Annotated in this window: 15 protein-coding genes; 8 read left to right on the top strand and 7 right to left on the bottom strand. The window is 71.2% G+C overall.

Features of this window, described 5'->3' with window-relative positions; translation table 11 throughout:
- Complete coding sequence (locus LUM46_RS16695) at nucleotides 1-1,326, top strand: sensor histidine kinase (protein ID WP_274995339.1); 1,326 nt, start codon at nucleotides 1-3, stop codon at nucleotides 1,324-1,326.
- Nucleotides 1,327-1,380: 54 nt separating this feature from the next.
- On the opposite strand, the gene LUM46_RS16690 is transcribed toward LUM46_RS16695, so the two are convergent.
- A complete protein-coding gene (locus tag LUM46_RS16690) occupies nucleotides 1,381-1,953 on the bottom strand; it encodes a TetR/AcrR family transcriptional regulator (RefSeq protein WP_274995338.1) in 573 nt (190 codons plus the stop codon).
- A gap of 106 nt (nucleotides 1,954-2,059) precedes the next feature.
- Between LUM46_RS16690 and LUM46_RS16685 the strand changes: the two genes are divergently transcribed.
- A complete protein-coding gene (locus LUM46_RS16685) occupies nucleotides 2,060-3,460 on the top strand; it encodes an FAD-dependent monooxygenase (protein WP_274995337.1) in 1,401 nt (466 codons plus the stop codon).
- A gap of 60 nt (nucleotides 3,461-3,520) precedes the next feature.
- On the opposite strand, the gene LUM46_RS16680 is transcribed toward LUM46_RS16685, so the two are convergent.
- From LUM46_RS16680 to aspS, 5 genes are all read right to left on the bottom strand, one after another.
- Nucleotides 3,521-4,117 (bottom strand): DUF4190 domain-containing protein, encoded by a 597-nt coding sequence (locus LUM46_RS16680; protein WP_274995336.1) that lies wholly within the window; start codon nucleotides 4,115-4,117, stop codon nucleotides 3,521-3,523.
- Nucleotides 4,118-4,255: 138 nt separating this feature from the next.
- The gene (locus tag LUM46_RS16675) at nucleotides 4,256-4,834 is read right to left on the bottom strand and encodes a DUF4190 domain-containing protein (protein ID WP_274995335.1); all 579 of its coding nucleotides are present in this window, start codon (nucleotides 4,832-4,834) and stop codon (nucleotides 4,256-4,258) included.
- A gap of 120 nt (nucleotides 4,835-4,954) precedes the next feature.
- Nucleotides 4,955-5,521 (bottom strand): DUF4190 domain-containing protein, encoded by a 567-nt coding sequence (locus LUM46_RS16670; protein WP_274995334.1) that lies wholly within the window; start codon nucleotides 5,519-5,521, stop codon nucleotides 4,955-4,957.
- A gap of 97 nt (nucleotides 5,522-5,618) precedes the next feature.
- On the bottom strand, nucleotides 5,619-6,401 hold the full coding sequence (locus LUM46_RS16665; RefSeq protein ID WP_274995333.1) for a GNAT family N-acetyltransferase: 783 nt from the start codon (nucleotides 6,399-6,401) through the stop codon (nucleotides 5,619-5,621).
- Nucleotides 6,398-8,188, bottom strand: a complete 1,791-nt coding sequence (gene aspS / locus LUM46_RS16660; protein ID WP_274995331.1) for an aspartate--tRNA ligase — start codon at nucleotides 8,186-8,188, stop codon at nucleotides 6,398-6,400. Before aspS ends, LUM46_RS16665 begins: the two co-directional genes overlap by 4 nt.
- 248 nt (nucleotides 8,189-8,436) lie before the next feature.
- Here aspS and LUM46_RS16655 point away from each other — a divergent pair, with 248 nt between their 5' ends.
- The 5 genes from LUM46_RS16655 to LUM46_RS16635 all read left to right on the top strand — a co-directional run bounded on the left by LUM46_RS16655 (nucleotide 8,437) and on the right by LUM46_RS16635 (nucleotide 12,639).
- Nucleotides 8,437-8,760: a hypothetical protein gene (locus LUM46_RS16655; protein WP_274995329.1), complete on the top strand. Its 324-nt coding sequence runs from the start codon at nucleotides 8,437-8,439 to the stop codon at nucleotides 8,758-8,760.
- Nucleotides 8,757-10,457, top strand: a complete 1,701-nt coding sequence (locus LUM46_RS16650) for a polymorphic toxin-type HINT domain-containing protein (protein ID WP_274995326.1) — start codon at nucleotides 8,757-8,759, stop codon at nucleotides 10,455-10,457. The genes LUM46_RS16655 and LUM46_RS16650 overlap by 4 nt, the downstream gene beginning before the upstream one ends.
- Nucleotides 10,454-10,840 carry an SCO4402 family protein gene (locus tag LUM46_RS16645; RefSeq protein WP_274995325.1) on the top strand — a complete coding sequence of 129 codons (387 nt, stop codon included), beginning with the start codon at nucleotides 10,454-10,456 and terminating at the stop codon, nucleotides 10,838-10,840. The genes LUM46_RS16650 and LUM46_RS16645 overlap by 4 nt, the downstream gene beginning before the upstream one ends.
- On the top strand, nucleotides 10,837-12,099 hold the full coding sequence (locus tag LUM46_RS16640) for a hypothetical protein (RefSeq protein WP_274995324.1): 1,263 nt from the start codon (nucleotides 10,837-10,839) through the stop codon (nucleotides 12,097-12,099). Before LUM46_RS16645 ends, LUM46_RS16640 begins: the two co-directional genes overlap by 4 nt.
- A gap of 69 nt (nucleotides 12,100-12,168) precedes the next feature.
- Complete coding sequence (locus tag LUM46_RS16635) at nucleotides 12,169-12,639, top strand: PPOX class F420-dependent oxidoreductase (protein ID WP_274995322.1); 471 nt, start codon at nucleotides 12,169-12,171, stop codon at nucleotides 12,637-12,639.
- A 10-nt stretch (nucleotides 12,640-12,649) separates the two neighbouring features.
- Here LUM46_RS16635 and LUM46_RS16630 read toward each other — a convergent pair whose 3' ends face one another.
- On the bottom strand, nucleotides 12,650-13,186 hold the full coding sequence (locus tag LUM46_RS16630) for a hypothetical protein (protein WP_274995321.1): 537 nt from the start codon (nucleotides 13,184-13,186) through the stop codon (nucleotides 12,650-12,652).
- 180 nt (nucleotides 13,187-13,366) lie between these two features.
- Between LUM46_RS16630 and LUM46_RS16625 the strand changes: the two genes are divergently transcribed.
- The gene (locus tag LUM46_RS16625; RefSeq protein WP_274995320.1) at nucleotides 13,367-14,581 is read left to right on the top strand and encodes a pyridoxal phosphate-dependent aminotransferase; all 1,215 of its coding nucleotides are present in this window, start codon (nucleotides 13,367-13,369) and stop codon (nucleotides 14,579-14,581) included.
- The last annotated feature ends 37 nt before the right edge of the window (nucleotides 14,582-14,618 follow it).

Genomic DNA, 14,618 nt, shown 5'->3' with positions numbered 1-14,618 from the left:
GTGCCGGCGAGCGGGCGCCGCGTGGGCATGTCGCTGCGCCTGCGGATCACCGCCCTTGCCACCGCGGTCACGCTGGCCTGCCTGCTCGGTCTGGCGACGGTCGCGGGGCGAGGGCTCGGGCCGCTGCTGACGGACGCCGTGGACGACGAGCTCCAGGAGGCGCTGGGCGGCGCGACCCGCGCCGTCGCCGCCGGTGCCGCGCCGGCCTCCCCCGACGGCCTGGAGGTGCGGGTCCTGGACACCGCGGGCGGACCCGTCGACGACGGCGCGCCACCCGCCCTGACGCGTGCGGAGATCCGGGCCCTGAAGGCCGGTACGCCGACCACGACGGACGGCCGGGGATCGGTCCGCTGGCACGGCGCGGTCGTCACGGCCCCCGACGGGAGCCAGCGGCTCGTGGCCGTCGGGACCGGGCTCGTAGGACAGGAGGCCGCCGAGGCCTCGGGCAGCCGCTGGCTGCTGGTCACCGCCCTCGTCGGGTCGGTCGTGGCCGGGGTTGCGATCTGGTTCGCCGTCGGTTCGGCGCTGCGCCCGGTGGCCCGGATGCGCCGGTCCGTCCGACGTCTCGCACCCGGCGCGCGTGTCGAGGTGCCCGACGCCGCCGCCGGGGAGCTCCGTGCACTGGCCGACGACTTCAACGTCCTCCTGGACCAGCAGGACGCGACCACGGAACGGCTGCGGCGGTTCACCGGCGACGCCGCGCACGAGCTCCGGTCCCCCGTGGCGTCGATCCGCGTGCTGTCGGAGGTCGCGGTGGCCAATCCTGATCCCGAGCTGTCGCACGAGGTGCACGCGGACGTCCTGACGGAGGCCGAGCGGCTGTCCGCGCTCCTCGACGGGCTGCTGGCCCTGGCGCGCTCGGACGCGGGCGAGCTGCCTCCGGCGGACTCCGGCGACCTGGTGGACGAGGTGCGCGCCGCGGTGGACCGCGCCGGGGAGCAGCCCGTGCCGATCGTGGTCAACGCCATGACGGGCCGGGCCTGGGCCGCCGCCGCGCAGACCGAGATCGAGCTGGTCCTCGACAACCTGCTGCGCAACGCCTGCCGGTACACCCGCACCCGGGTGGTGGTCTCGGTGCTCGCGAGCCGGTCCACCGTGCGCGTGCTCGTCGACGACGACGGTCCGGGCGTCCGGACGGAGCACCGGTCGAAGATCTTCGATCGCTTCTACCGGGTCTCGGACGACCGCGCTCGCACCTCCGGCGGCGCTGGGCTCGGCCTGGCACTGGTCGGCGAGCTCGTCCGCCGGCGGGGCGGCCGCGTCGCCGTGGGCGAGTCGCCTGACGACGGCGCCCGGTTCACCGTCGTGTGGCCCCGGGCCGGCTGAGTCGCGCCCCGGCTCGGCCGTGCGCAGGCTCAGCCGCGCACGACTCGGCTCGGGTCAGGGCGTCTCCGCAGTGATGTACCGCTGGACGGTCGGCGCAAGCCAGGCGATCACGTCCTCCCGAGACATGTCCGCGGCCGGGCCGAACTGCAGCACGTACCGCACCAGCGCCATGCCCAGCACCTGCGAGGCCACGAGCGCGGCGCGCCGTTCGGCGTCGGCCGGGTCGGGTACGAAGGTCCGAGCGGCCGGCACGAGCTGGGTGGCGAACACCTGACGCAGGCGGTCGGAACCGGACTCGTTGGTCACCCCCACCCGGAGCAGGGTGCGCAGCACGGTGTCGCGCTCCCACAGCTCCAGGAAGTGCGTGACCAGGACGACGCCCAGCCGGTCCGGATCGAGCTCGCCGAGGTCCGGGAAGTCGAGCTCGACGTCGATCACCGCGGCGAACAGCCCGTCCTTGGAACCGTAGTAGCGCATGACCATGGAGGGGTCGATCCCGGCGTCACGGGCGATGGCGCGCACGGTCGCGCGGTCGTAGCCGTCGGAGGCGAAGCGCTCCCGCGCCGCGTCCAGGATCGAGGTGCGGGTCACGTCGGAGCGGCGGCGCGGAGACACGGGACCTGTCATGCCTACAACTGTAGGCCAACATCCGTTGACGTCCTTGCGCGCCGCTCGCTAGGGTTGTCAACAAGCGTTGGCCAACAACCGTTGGCCAGGCAACGAGGAGGACACCATGGATACGGACGTCGTCGTGGTCGGAGCAGGGCCCACGGGCCTCCTGCTCGCGGGGGACCTCGCCACCGCGGGGCCTCGGGTCGCCGTGCTGGAGAAGCGTCCGGCCGAGCTGAGCAACCTCACCCGCGCGTTCGCCGTGCACGCCCGCAGCCTCGAGGTGCTCGACGCGCGCGGCCTCGCGGACGAGCTGGTCGCCACCGGGCAGCCGGTCGGGAGCGTCCGGCTCCTGGATCGCCTCACGATCAGCCTCGAGGCTCTGCCCTCCCGGTTCCAGTACGTGCTCGTCGTGCCCCAGTACGAGGTGGAACGGCTGCTGCGGCGCCGGGCCCAGGAGGCCGGCGCCGAGCTCCGCCACGACAGCGAGGTCGTGTCCCTGAGCCAGGACGACGAGGGCGTCACCGTCACCACCGCGGACGGTCCGGACCTGCGGGCCAGGTACCTGGTCGGCACGGACGGCGCCCGGTCCACGGTGCGGAGCGCTGTCGGCATCCCGTTCCCGGGCCGGGCAGTCATCCGGTCGATGGTCCTGGCCGACGTCCGGCTGACCCGTGAGCCCGCCGACGCCCTCACCGTCGCGGCGGCGAACGAGTCGCTCGGCTTCATCGCCCCGTTCGGCGACGGCTGGTACCGGTTCATCGGCTGGCACGGGAACCGCGACGTGAGCGAGGACGAGCCGGTCGACCTGGACGAGGTGCGCGCCATCGCGCGAGCCACCCTGGGCGACGACTACGGCATGACCGAGCCGCGCTTCCTGTCCCGGTTCCACTCCGACGAGCGGCAGGCTCCCACCTACCGCACGGGCCGCGTGCTCCTCGCGGGAGATGCCGCGCACGTGCACAGCCCGGCGGGCGGGCTCGGCATGAACACGGGTATGCAGGACGCCGCGAACCTCGGCTGGAAGCTCGCCGCGGCACTGCGGCTGCCCGGCGACGCCGGCACCGCCGTCCTCGACAGCTACGAGGCCGAGCGGCACCCCGTCGGCCGGCAGGTCCTGCGCGCCAGCGGCGGGATCCTGCGGGCGGCGACCAGCCGGGGACCGGTCGCCTCGGTCGCGAGCGCCATCGGCGTCGGCATCGTGTCGCGGGCGGCCCCGATCCGGCGCCGGGCGGCCGGCTTCGTCTCCGCGCTCGGTATCGCCTACCCGCGGCCCCGCGGGGCGCACCCGCTGGTCGGCACACGGGCGCGCGACCTGCCGCTGGAGGGCGGCCGGCGCCTCGCCGAGGCGCTGCGTGCGGGCCGGTTCGTCCTGGTCGCCCCGGCGGGTGCGCCGATGCCCGACCTGCCGGCCGCGCTCGGCGAGGTCGACCCCGCCGAGCGCGTCCTGGCCCGCCGGGCCGACGGCGGCGCGACCTCCCTGCTCGTCCGCCCCGACGGCTACGTCGCGGCCGCCCAGGTGTGACACCCACGGGCGTCGCCCGGCCCGCGCGCTTCGGCAGGCCGGGCTTCAGTGGTCCGGGCTTCAGTAGTCCGAATAGGTGCTCGAGTCGCTGAAGAAGCCCTCGCGGAACTCCGGGATGCTGAACAGGATCGCGACGACGATGACCACGAGAGCCGTCAGCCCGATCGTCACCCAGCCCGTGATGATGCCCCCGAGGGCCAGGCCCGCGTTGTCCGCCAGCCCTTCCTTCTGCGCCTTGCGGCTCAGGTGACCCGTGATGACGGCGGGGATGGCAGCGAGGAACCCGACGAAGCAGCTGAACAGCATGACGACGCTGAGGATGCCCAGCACGAGCGACCACACGCCGAGCGCGTTCTTCTCGGGCGAAGCGGCGTACCCGTAGGGCGCGCCGTAGGGCGCCGGCTGAGGCTGCCCCGGCTGGTAGGCGGGCCCCTGCTGGTACGGCTGCTGATACGGCTGGTACGGCCCCTGCTGGTAGGGCTGCGGGGAGGGCTGCTGCGGCGCGGGCTGCTGCAGGTCCGGGTACGGCTGCCCGTACGGGGGCGGAACTGCCCCCTGGTCCGGGACCGGGGCTGCGGGAGCCGGGTCGGGGACCGGCCCAGGAGCGTCCTGCTGAGGCGGGTCGTACGGGGACTTCCACCCGTCGGACTGGGTCATCGTGCTGCCTTCCGTGCTCGGCCGCGCCGGACGGCGCGGTACGTGAACGTGCAGATCAGCCCGTCACACGCCGGATGAGGTGCGCTTCGGTGTGTGACGGGCTGACCAGGGACCTGCTGGACGAACGCGGAGGCGGGACTAGCCGTTCTCGAGCTGCTCGAGCTGGTCGAGCGCGTCCTGGAGCTCGGGGTCGAGCGACGGGTCGATGCCCTGCTCGAGCCCCTGGTCGAGCTCCTGCTGGTACTGCTGCTCGAGCTCCTGCTCGATGTCGTCCTGGAACTCCGGCGAGTTGACCAGGAAACCGATGAACACCAGGTACGCGGCCCAGCCCAGGGTGATGAGCACCGTGCCGATCCAGCCCATGATCAGGCCGGCCAGGCCCATGCCGCCGTTGTCGGCCAGGCCCTCCCGCTGCGCCCGACGGCTCTTCGAGCCGGTGATGATGGCGGCGATACCAGTGAGGAGACCGCAGCCCAGGACCGACAGGATGCCCAGCACGAGCGACCACACGCCGAGGCTGTTCTTCGGCAGCGGCCCGGCACCGTAGGCGCCGGGCTGGCCGCCCTGCGCGTAGACCGGACCCTGCGGCGCCTGCGGGTACGGCGTCTGCTGGTACGGCGCCGGCTCCCCCGGAGCCGCACCGGGCTGGCCCTGGTCGGGCTGCTGCGGCTGCTGCGGCGGGTCGTACGGCGACTGGCCGCCGTCGGGCTGGGTCATCGTGCTGCCTTTCTGCTTGCGTCGTGCCGGGGCTGAACCGGCGAGGAGGAGCCAAACCTACAGGTCGGAGGGCCTGTACGGCACGTAAATCGCGTGGGGAGCTCTCCCCACGCCGGAGGTTCAGTAGCCGTTCATGTCGTTCCACTGGCTGATACCGCCGGACAGCAGCCCGGCGCCGAGCACGAAGACGAAGAACACAACACCGAGGAGCGCAAGCGCCACGTTGATCCAGCCCAGGATCAGGCCCGCGGTCGCCATGCCGCGGTTGTTCGCGAGACCCTCGTCGGCGGCCCGTCGGCCCTTGACGCCCGTCACGATCGCCGCGATGCCGAGCAGGAGCGGGCACGTCACGTAGCTGAGGATTCCCGTGACCAGCGACCAGACGGCCAGGTCGTTCTTCGGCGGCGTCGCCGCGTACCCGTACTGGGTGACCGCAGGTGCCGCCGGCTGGCCGTATCCCGACCCGCTCTGCTGCTCGTACGGCGTACTCGCCTGCCCGTACGGCGCGTTCGCGCCGGCCTGTCCATAAGGCTCGGTCGTACCCTGCTCGAAGGGCTCGCTGCGGCCGGGCTGCGCCGGTCCGCCCGGAGCCGGCTCCGCTCCGAACGACTCGGGCACCGGCTGCGTGGGCGGCGTCTCCGGATCCTGCTGAGGATCGCGCGGTGTGCCGCCGTCGTTCTCGGTCATGAGGCTGCCTTCCAGGTCTGGGTCCGGAGGCGCCGGGACCAGCGCCCCGACTCCACCTAACCAGTGAAGACGTGGGCGCGCCCGGCAAACACGCGGGTCAGACCCGGTGCCACTGCTCCACCTCGTGCTCCAGCACGAAGCCGAGCCGGTCGTAGACCCGGCGCGCGGCGACGTTGTCGTCGTACAGCCCGAGCGTCACCAGCCCGCGTTCGGCCACCCCGTCCGCCGTCATGCGTGCCGTCATGGCTCCGGCGTACCCGCGGCCGCGGAACTCCGGCAAGGTCCCGATCGCGCCCAGGTGCACGGCGTCGCCGGGAACCGGGGTGGCCGAGCCGACGGCGACGAGCGCACCCTTCCGGCGTCCCGCACCGTCCGACGGCAGCCGGACGCCGTACCAGCGGGCGCGGCGCGCGCGGGGGTCACGCACGCCCAGCCGGCTGTTCGGGTTCGCCTCGGCGAGCACGTCCGCCATCTCGTCGATGTCCCGGTCGAGGTCGAGCCGTTCCACGACGGCGCCGCCGACGTCGGGCACCTTCGGCGCCGTCTCGGTGGCCATCCGGTCCCAGGTGGCGGCCGGGCCGAGGCCCCAGCCGGAGAGGATCTCCCCGGCCAGGGCCCCGGTACCGCGGGTGACCAGCACGCCGCGCACCGTGTCGTCCGGCGTCACCGTCCGGAGCACGGCGGTTACGCGCTCGGGCTCACCGACCGCCGTGTAGACGCGTCCGGCACGCTCGCCCGTCGGGTCGACGAGCTCGACGACGGCGGCCACGCCGGCGTCGTCCGGCGCCGTGCTGTCGGTCCACGACCGGGCGGCCTCGAGGAAGTCGTTCCGGACGGTGTGGAAGACGTGGTCGAGCCCGTGACGGCCCAGCCGGGTCACGCCGTGGTGGCCGCCACGGGCACGGCGGCCTCGGGCTTGAAGTCGACGCCGGCCTCCTTGCGCTGCTCCGGCGTGATCGGCGCCGGCGCCGCGGTCAGCGGGTCGAACCCACCGCCCGACTTCGGGAACGCGATGACGTCGCGGATCGAGGCCGACTTCGTCAGCAGGGCCACGATGCGGTCCCAGCCGAACGCGATGCCGCCGTGCGGCGGAGCGCCGAACGCGAAGGCGTCGAGCAGGAAGCCGAACTTCTCCTGCGCCTCCTCCTGACCGATGCCCATCACCTCGAAGACACGCTCCTGCACGTCGCGGCGGTGGATACGGATCGAGCCGCCACCGATCTCGTTGCCGTTGCAGACGATGTCGTACGCGTAGGCCAGCGCCTCGCCCGGCGCCTGCTCGAACGTGTCGACCCACTCCGGGGTCGGCGACGTGAACGCGTGGTGCACGGCGGTCCAGGCGGACGAGCCGAGGTCGACGTCGTCGTCCTCGCCGGCCGGCTTGAACAGGGGTGCGTCCACGATCCACACGAACGCCCAGGCGTCCTCGTCGATCTGGCCGGTCCGGTGCGCGATCTCGACGCGCGCCGCCCCGAGCAGCGCCCGGGAGTCGGTGGTCTTGCCCGCGGCGAAGAACACGGCGTCGCCCGGCTCGGCGCCGGTGACCTTCGCGAGGTTCGCGCGCTCGTCGTCGGACAGGTTCTTGGCGACCGGGCCGCCGAGCTCACCCTCCTCCGAGAACGTCACGTACGCGAGGCCCCGCGCGCCGCGCTGCTTGGCCCACTCCTGCCACGCGTCGAACTGGCGGCGCGGCTGCGACGCGCCGCCCTTCATCACGACGGCGCCCACGTACTCCGCCTGGAACACGCGGAACGGCGTGTCCTTGAAGAAGTCCGTCAGCTCGACGATCGGGTTGCCGAAGCGCAGGTCTGGCTTGTCGGAACCGTAGAGACGCATGGCCTCGTGGAACGTCATGCGCTGGATCGGGGTCGGGATCTCGACGTCGATCAGCGCCCACAGGGCCTGCAGGATCTTCTCGCCCAGGGCGATGACGTCGTCCTGGTCCACGAAGCTCATCTCGACGTCGAGCTGCGTGAACTCCGGCTGGCGGTCCGCGCGGAAGTCCTCGTCGCGGTAGCAGCGGGCGATCTGGTAGTAGCGCTCCATGCCGCTGACCATGAGGAGCTGCTTGAACAGCTGCGGCGACTGGGGCAGGGCGTACCAGGAGCCGGGCGCCAGGCGGGCCGGGACCAGGAAGTCGCGGGCGCCCTCGGGGGTGGACCGGGTGAGCGTCGGCGTCTCGATCTCGACGAACTCCTGCTCGTCCAGCACGCGGCGCGCGGCCTGGTTGGCCTTCGACCGCAGGCGGAGCGCGGCGGCGGGCGCCGGACGGCGCAGGTCGAGGTAGCGGTGCTTGAGGCGCGCCTCCTCGCCGATGACCTCGGTGTCCGCGAGCGCAGTGGACACCTGGAACGGCAGCGGGGCCGACTCGTTCAGGGTGACGACCTCGGTCGCGACCACCTCGATCTCGCCGGTGGCGAGGTTGGGGTTGGCGTTGCCCTCGGGGCGGCGGCCGACCTCACCGGTCACCTGCAGCACGTACTCCGCGCGCAGCGGGTGGGCGATCTCCTCGTCCCGGATGACGACCTGGGCGATGCCCGACGCGTCACGCAGGTCGATGAACGCCACTCCCCCGTGGTCACGGCGGCGATCGACCCAGCCCGTGAGGGTGACGGTCTGGCCGATGTGCTCGGCCCGTAGTGAGCCGGCCGTGTGGGTGCGGAGCACTGAGCGTTCCTTTCGTACGGAGGATGAGGTCCCGTCGGCGAGCGCCCCGGCGGGCGGGACGACGACGTGGGGAGCGCCTCACGGCGCGCCGACGAGTCTAGTGCGTGACGACCACAGCTGGTCTCGGGGAACGGTCCATGGGTACTTATATCCATGGTGCGCGCGTATCCAGCCCAGTATTCTCGCTGCTCAGCAGGGGTAGGGACGGGGGCCTGTGCAGGCCATGGACGGATGGAAGGGGCGGGCCGATGGCTGACCTGAAGATGGATCTGGATGCGGTTCGAGAGCTGGGTTCGAGCCTGACGACGGTGGCGAACGAGTTCGAGAACGCGAATGCGAACAGTGACCGGATCGCTGGTGCCGTCGGGCACGAGGGACTGGCAGGGGTCGTGCGGGACTTCGCGCACAAGTGGGATGACACGCGGGAGAAGATGACGGAGAACCTGCGGATGCTGGCGGAGTCGTCGACGCAGGTGGCCGAGGCGTTCACGGACGTCGACCAGCAGCTCGCCGACGGCGTCACGGGTGAGGGCTCGGCGCCGGCGCCGACGTCGGGGAACGTTCCGGTATGAGGCCGTCTGACTGGTCGCCGGTGGGGTTGGACGCTGATCCGACGCCGGGTGACCCGGTGCTGGTGCTCTCGGGTGGGCAGGAGTATCTGGAGGTCGCGTCCTCGATCGACAACGCCGCCTCCTCGATGTCCCGGTTGGATGTGGACGGCACCGTCTCGCAGGCCGTGGACGCGCTGATGGCGACCAAGGAAGACACCATCGGGGAGATCCGCAAGGCCCACGGCCGGTACGTCGCCGCGGGTGAGGCCCTGGTCGGGTACGCCAGCTCGTTGGAGCGCGTGCAGTCCGAGACCCTGTCCGCGTTGGATCGGGCCCGTGAGGCGCAGGACGCGGCGCAGGCGGCGTCCGGGTCGCAGGACCGGTGGCAGGACCTCGCCGACTCCGCGAAGGACGAGACGGAGAAATCGGAGTACGAGCAGAAGGCGCGGCAGGCCGGTGGTGAGGCTGATCAGGCTGCCGGGTCCATCAGTTCGGCGAAGTCGGACATCGATTCCGCGGTCTCGGACCGGGACCGGGCCGCCGAGCACGCGATCGACCGGATCGAGGAGATCACCAGCTCGGACGACCTGAATGACGGGTGGTGGGACAACTGGGGCTCCAAGCTGGTCGCCGCGATCGCGGACATCGCGGACATGATCTCCACCATCGCGGGGATCCTCGCGATCATCGTCGCGTTCATCCCCGTCGTGGGCACCGCCCTGGCCGGGGTGCTGATCGTGATCGCGGCGGTGGCCGCGATAGTCAGCGCGGTCGCGAACATCACCCTGGCCGCGACGGGTGAGCGGTCCTGGGCGGAGGCCGGGCTGGCCATTGCGGGCGCGGCGCTCTCGCTGATTGGTCTGGGTGGTGCGGCCAAGGCCGCGATGGGCCTGGCCAAGGGGATGAGCAAGACAGCGGTGAACCAGGGTGTGAAGTCGGGCAAGAACTGCATGCTCGGGATGGGCGCCTGCTTCGTGGCTGGTACCCCGGTGCTGACGGCGGACGGCACCAAGCCGATCGAGGACATCCGGGTCGGGGACAAGGTCTGGACCCGCAACCTGGTCACGGGGCTGGACGAGCTGCAGCTGGTCGCCGAGACGTTCGTGCGCCAGACCCTGGCGCTGCACCACCTGACCGTCAACGGCGCGACCGTGTCGACCACGCCCGAGCACCCCTTCATGGTCCAGGACCGCGGCTGGCAGCCGGCCGGGAACCTGCGTCCCGGCGACATCCTGATCACGCCCGAGGGCACTGTTGTCCTGGAAGCGGTCCGGGTCGAGGAACGCGACCTGGCCGACATCGTGGAAGTGTACAACTTCCACGTCGAGAACAACCTCAACTACTACGTCCACGCGGGCGACACACCCGTCCTGGTCCACAACACCCACCAGGGCGGCGCAGCCAGCTGGGGGGACAAGGTGGCTGCGGCCCGGAACAAGCTGCCTGAGAGCTGGGGGCCGGGGAGGCCCAACAAGAAGAAGGTCGGCCAGCGATGGCAGGATCCTGACTACCAGGGGAACGGATTCCGTATGGACGAGGGCGACCCCACGCACACTGGGCCTTTTCAGCAAGTCGATCATGTGGTCGTACGGAGCGGGGGTAAGGTCCTCGGACCAGACGGGAGACCGCTCCCCGGGACCGGGGCCCTCCAGGAGAACCCACAAGGGCACGTCCCGCTGGCAGATTGGATGCAGTGGACGGAGTGGAACAAGCCGTGAGCAACAAGATCCAGTACCCCGAGATGCGGGCTCAGGTGGTCACATCTCTCCGCTCCTTGAGCAACCTCGAGCACCAACGCACACGATGGGGAAAGCTGTCAGAGGACGGGGCGTACTACGACGACCTGGACCTCAACGTTCACGTCTTCTACGACGACACCATGGTGTTGCCCGACCCGGTCGAGAGCGTCGGGTCGATCATCACGACCGACGAGGTCGACGTGCTGGAGAAGCTCAACTCCGTCCTGGAGCCGATCATCGACGAGCTGGGCGACCAGCCCGACGCGGCGTACCTGGCTCATCCGGGCTGGAGCGCCGTCGTCAACGCCGCCGCCGACGCTGTCCAGGTTCTCGAACGGAACGGAGGAGACCCTCAGGTATGAGCGACGAAGCGTCCCAGGTGGGACCTGTCGGCCCCGACATCGAAAGTCCGACCGTCGACCCGCAGTCCGACGTCGGCTCGCCCGCGCTCGCCCTGGCCCTGGCGGCGGGTGACCGCGCCGCTGTCGGCGAAGCGCTGCGGGACGACGCCGTCGTCGTGCCGATCCTCGATCGCGGGGACGGCACACCCCAGATCCAGGTGTTCCCCACTCCGGAGGGATCGGCCAAGCCCTACCAGCTCTGTCTGTTCTCGACGACGCAGACCCTGGGCGAGTTCCTCAGAAACGCCCCGGACCGCGCGTTCAGCCTGCGCCGGCGCGACTCGCTGGGCCCATTCATCAAGCGGCACGGTGACGCGCTCCAACAGGTCGTCATCGACGCCGCTGGGCCCAACACCATGACCCTCGGGGTCGACGAGACGTTGGCGCTCCTCGACCCGCAGCCCCCCGCAGACGACCCGACCGGCCTGTTCGACGAGACAGGCGCCGGGATCAGCGGCGAGGCCCTGCACGCCCTCGGCACGGTCGAGAACCCCGGCGGGTTCCGCGGCATCGGCATCGAGCTGAACCTGCCCGAGCACTGGGCCATCGTCGAGCTCGACGATCCCGAGCGGCGTGACCGCCAGATCCGCGAGATCGTGAAGCAGCAGACGGTCAAGCTCAGCGACCGCTCCGCTCCCCTGCGGCGCGACCTGCGACAGAAGATGATCGAGGTCGCCGACAAGGCCGAGGCCGCCGGCGGCCAGGCCATGGCCTACCTGCTCCTGCCCGGCCAGGAGACGGCGCTCGCGCTGAACGTGACCCTCTACTGGCACGATCTGGGCCCTGAGGAGGGCAGCTCGAGCCACCTCCAGCGCATCCAGGACCGGCTCGGCGCCAACCCTGGCCCCGACGACGCACTGACCCGCACCGAGACGCTGTCCGGACCGTTCCTGCGCCACATCCGGCTCACGCACGGCTCCGAGGAAGTCGGCGGTCAGGACGTCCCGCTGCTCCTGATCGACTACTGGGCCGAGGCGCCGGGCAAGCAGTCGGTCGCGCGGCTCGCGTTCTCGACCCCGCACGTCGGGATCCGGGACGAGATGCTGCGCCTGACCGACAAGGTCCTGTTCTCCACGGAGTGGATCCTCGGCCGGCCGAGCGAGAACACGCCCGCCGATGCTCCGCCTGAGCCAGGCCCGGCCGAGCCGGGTCCTGCCACGCCCGCGTCGCCTGCTCCGGCAACGCCTGCTCCCACGGCACCGAGCCCGGCCGGCGTCTGACCCTGGTGAGAGGGAGCCCTGGCGAGCCGTCGCCAGGGCTCCTGTCCTGCCTGACGTAACCTGCTGCACATGGCCAGGACGATCGCAACCAACACCACGGTGACCCGCGACGAGCTGCTGGAGTTCCTCCGCTCGCGCCGCAACGGGATCCTCGTGACCAGCCGGGCCGACGGCGCCCCGCAGCTGAGCCCCGTCACGTACGGCGTGGACCAGCAGGGGCGCGTCGTCGTCTCGACCTACCCGGAGCGCGCCAAGGTCCGGAACCTGAAGAAGCGGCCCGCGGCGTCGTTCATGGCGCTCGGCGAGGACTTCGGGGACGCGTGGGTCCAGGTGGACGGCACGGCCGAGGTGCTGGACATCCCTGACTCCGTCGAGCCGCTGGTCGACTACTTCCGTGCGGCCGCAGGCAAGGAGCACCCGGACTGGGACGAGTACCGCGCCGCCATGGTCGAGCAGGGCAAGTCGCTCGTGCGGATCACCGTCGAACGCTGGGGCCCGATCGCGACGGGCGGGTTCCCGCCGCGGCTCGCGGAGGGGTGACCAGCCCTCGTCAGGGACCGATCGCGGGATGGCGGCTACGGACGAAGGCCCACGTCCCGGCGACGAGCCCGAACGTGAGCAACCAGTTCCAGACGCCGGGCAACGAACCCACCTCGATGGTGATGCCGAAGATCCGGTCCAGGAGTATCTGGACGGTCGCCAGCACCAGCACGATGGCGACCCACAAGGCCAGGACGAGAACCACGGTCACGCCGACCGCCGACTGCCGACCGGAGATCCCGTCCGGTTCGGCCGGGGGACCGACCCTGGGATGGCGGCTGCTGACCAGGGCCCACGTCCCCACGGCGGCCGCGATGGTGAGCGTCCAGTCCCAGACGCCGGGCAGCGCTCCTACCTCGAGACCAGTGCCGAAGATCTGGTTCAGGAGCACCTGGACGCCCACGACCACCAGCACGATGGCGAACCACAGGGCCAGGACGAGAGCCGCGGTCACGCCGGCCGCCGACTGTCGGTCGGAGGTGTCGTCCGTCTCTCGCGGCGGCTCGGAGAAGCCGTCCGGTCCCGACGCGTCATGTGAAGCGGTCATCTGTTTCCTGCCCCTGTGTCCGACCGGCCGGGCGAGGTCCGCCTGGCCTGTGACTACAGACGTAGAGAGGGCATCGTCGCTGGTTACGGACCACCGACCGCTCCGAGATCATCCGGAGCCCTCACCACGTACCGGAGTGCCTGTTCCGGAGCCGGTCCAGGGATCTGAGAGCATGTGCCGGTGCGAGAGATCCGGCAGAGCCGCAAGCTGAAGTCCGTCCGCTACGACGTCCGGGGTCCCATCCTCGAGGAGGCGTACCGGCTGGAGGCCGAGGGCCACAAGATCCTCAAGCTGAACATCGGCAACCCGGCGCCGTTCGGGTTCGAGGCGCCCGAGGCGGTCCTCGCGGACATGATCCACCACCTGCCCGAGGCGCAGGGCTACAGCGACAGCCGTGGCATCTACTCGGCACGCACCGCGGTGGCGCACTACTACCAGTCGCACGGCATCGACACCCACGTGGACGACGTCTACATCGGCAACGGTGTGTCCGAGATGATCAGCCTGGTGCTGCAGGCCCTGGTCGACGACGGCGACGAGGTGCTGGTTCCCGCACCGGACTACCCGCTGTGGACCGGGGCAGTGAGCCTGCAGGGCGGCACGCCCGTGCACTACCGGTGCGACGAGGAGAACGGCTGGAACCCTGACCTGGAGGACATCGAGGCCCTGATCACGCCGGCCACCAAGGCGCTGGTGATCATCAACCCGAACAACCCGACGGGCGCGGTCTACAGCGAGGGCACCGTCAAGGGTCTGGCGGAGCTGGCCCGCAAGCACGACCTGGTGCTCCTGAGCGACGAGATCTACGAGAAGATCCTGTTCGACGGCGCCACCCACCACCACACCGCCACGTACGCGGCCGACGACGTCCTGTGCATCACGTTCAGCGGGCTGTCCAAGGCGTACCGGATCTGCGGCTACCGGTCGGGGTGGGCCATGATCTCGGGCCCCAAGCACCGCGCCGCCGACTTCATCGAGGGACTCACCCTGGTGGCGAACATGCGCATGTGCGCCAACGTGCCGGCGCAGCACGCCATCCAGACGGCGCTCGGCGGCTACCAGTCGATCAACCAGCTGATCGTGCCCGGCGGCCGGTTCTACGAGCAGTCCATGCTCGCCGACAAGCTGCTCAACGAGATTCCGGGCGTCACCTCGGTGCGGCCCCGCGGCGCGCTGTACTGCTTCCCGCGGCTGGACCCCGAGGTATACCCGATCAAGGACGACGAGGCGTTCGTCATCGGCCTGCTGCGCGCCAAGAAGATCCTGGTGACCCACGGCTCCGGGTTCAACTGGCCGGAGCCCGACCACTTCCGCCTCGTGACCCTCCCCGACGTCGACGTCCTCACCGAGGCGATCGGCCGGATCGCAGAGCACCTGGAGACCCTGCGCGCCTGACGACCGTGCCGCGAGCTCGTGAGCCTCGTCCACCACA

It is taken from the genome of Promicromonospora iranensis, assembly GCF_028994805.1.
Taxonomy (GTDB): domain Bacteria; phylum Actinomycetota; class Actinomycetes; order Actinomycetales; family Cellulomonadaceae; genus Promicromonospora; species Promicromonospora iranensis.
Note: the sequence above shows the minus strand (reverse complement) of the source record. Positions and strands in the feature narration are given on the sequence as shown.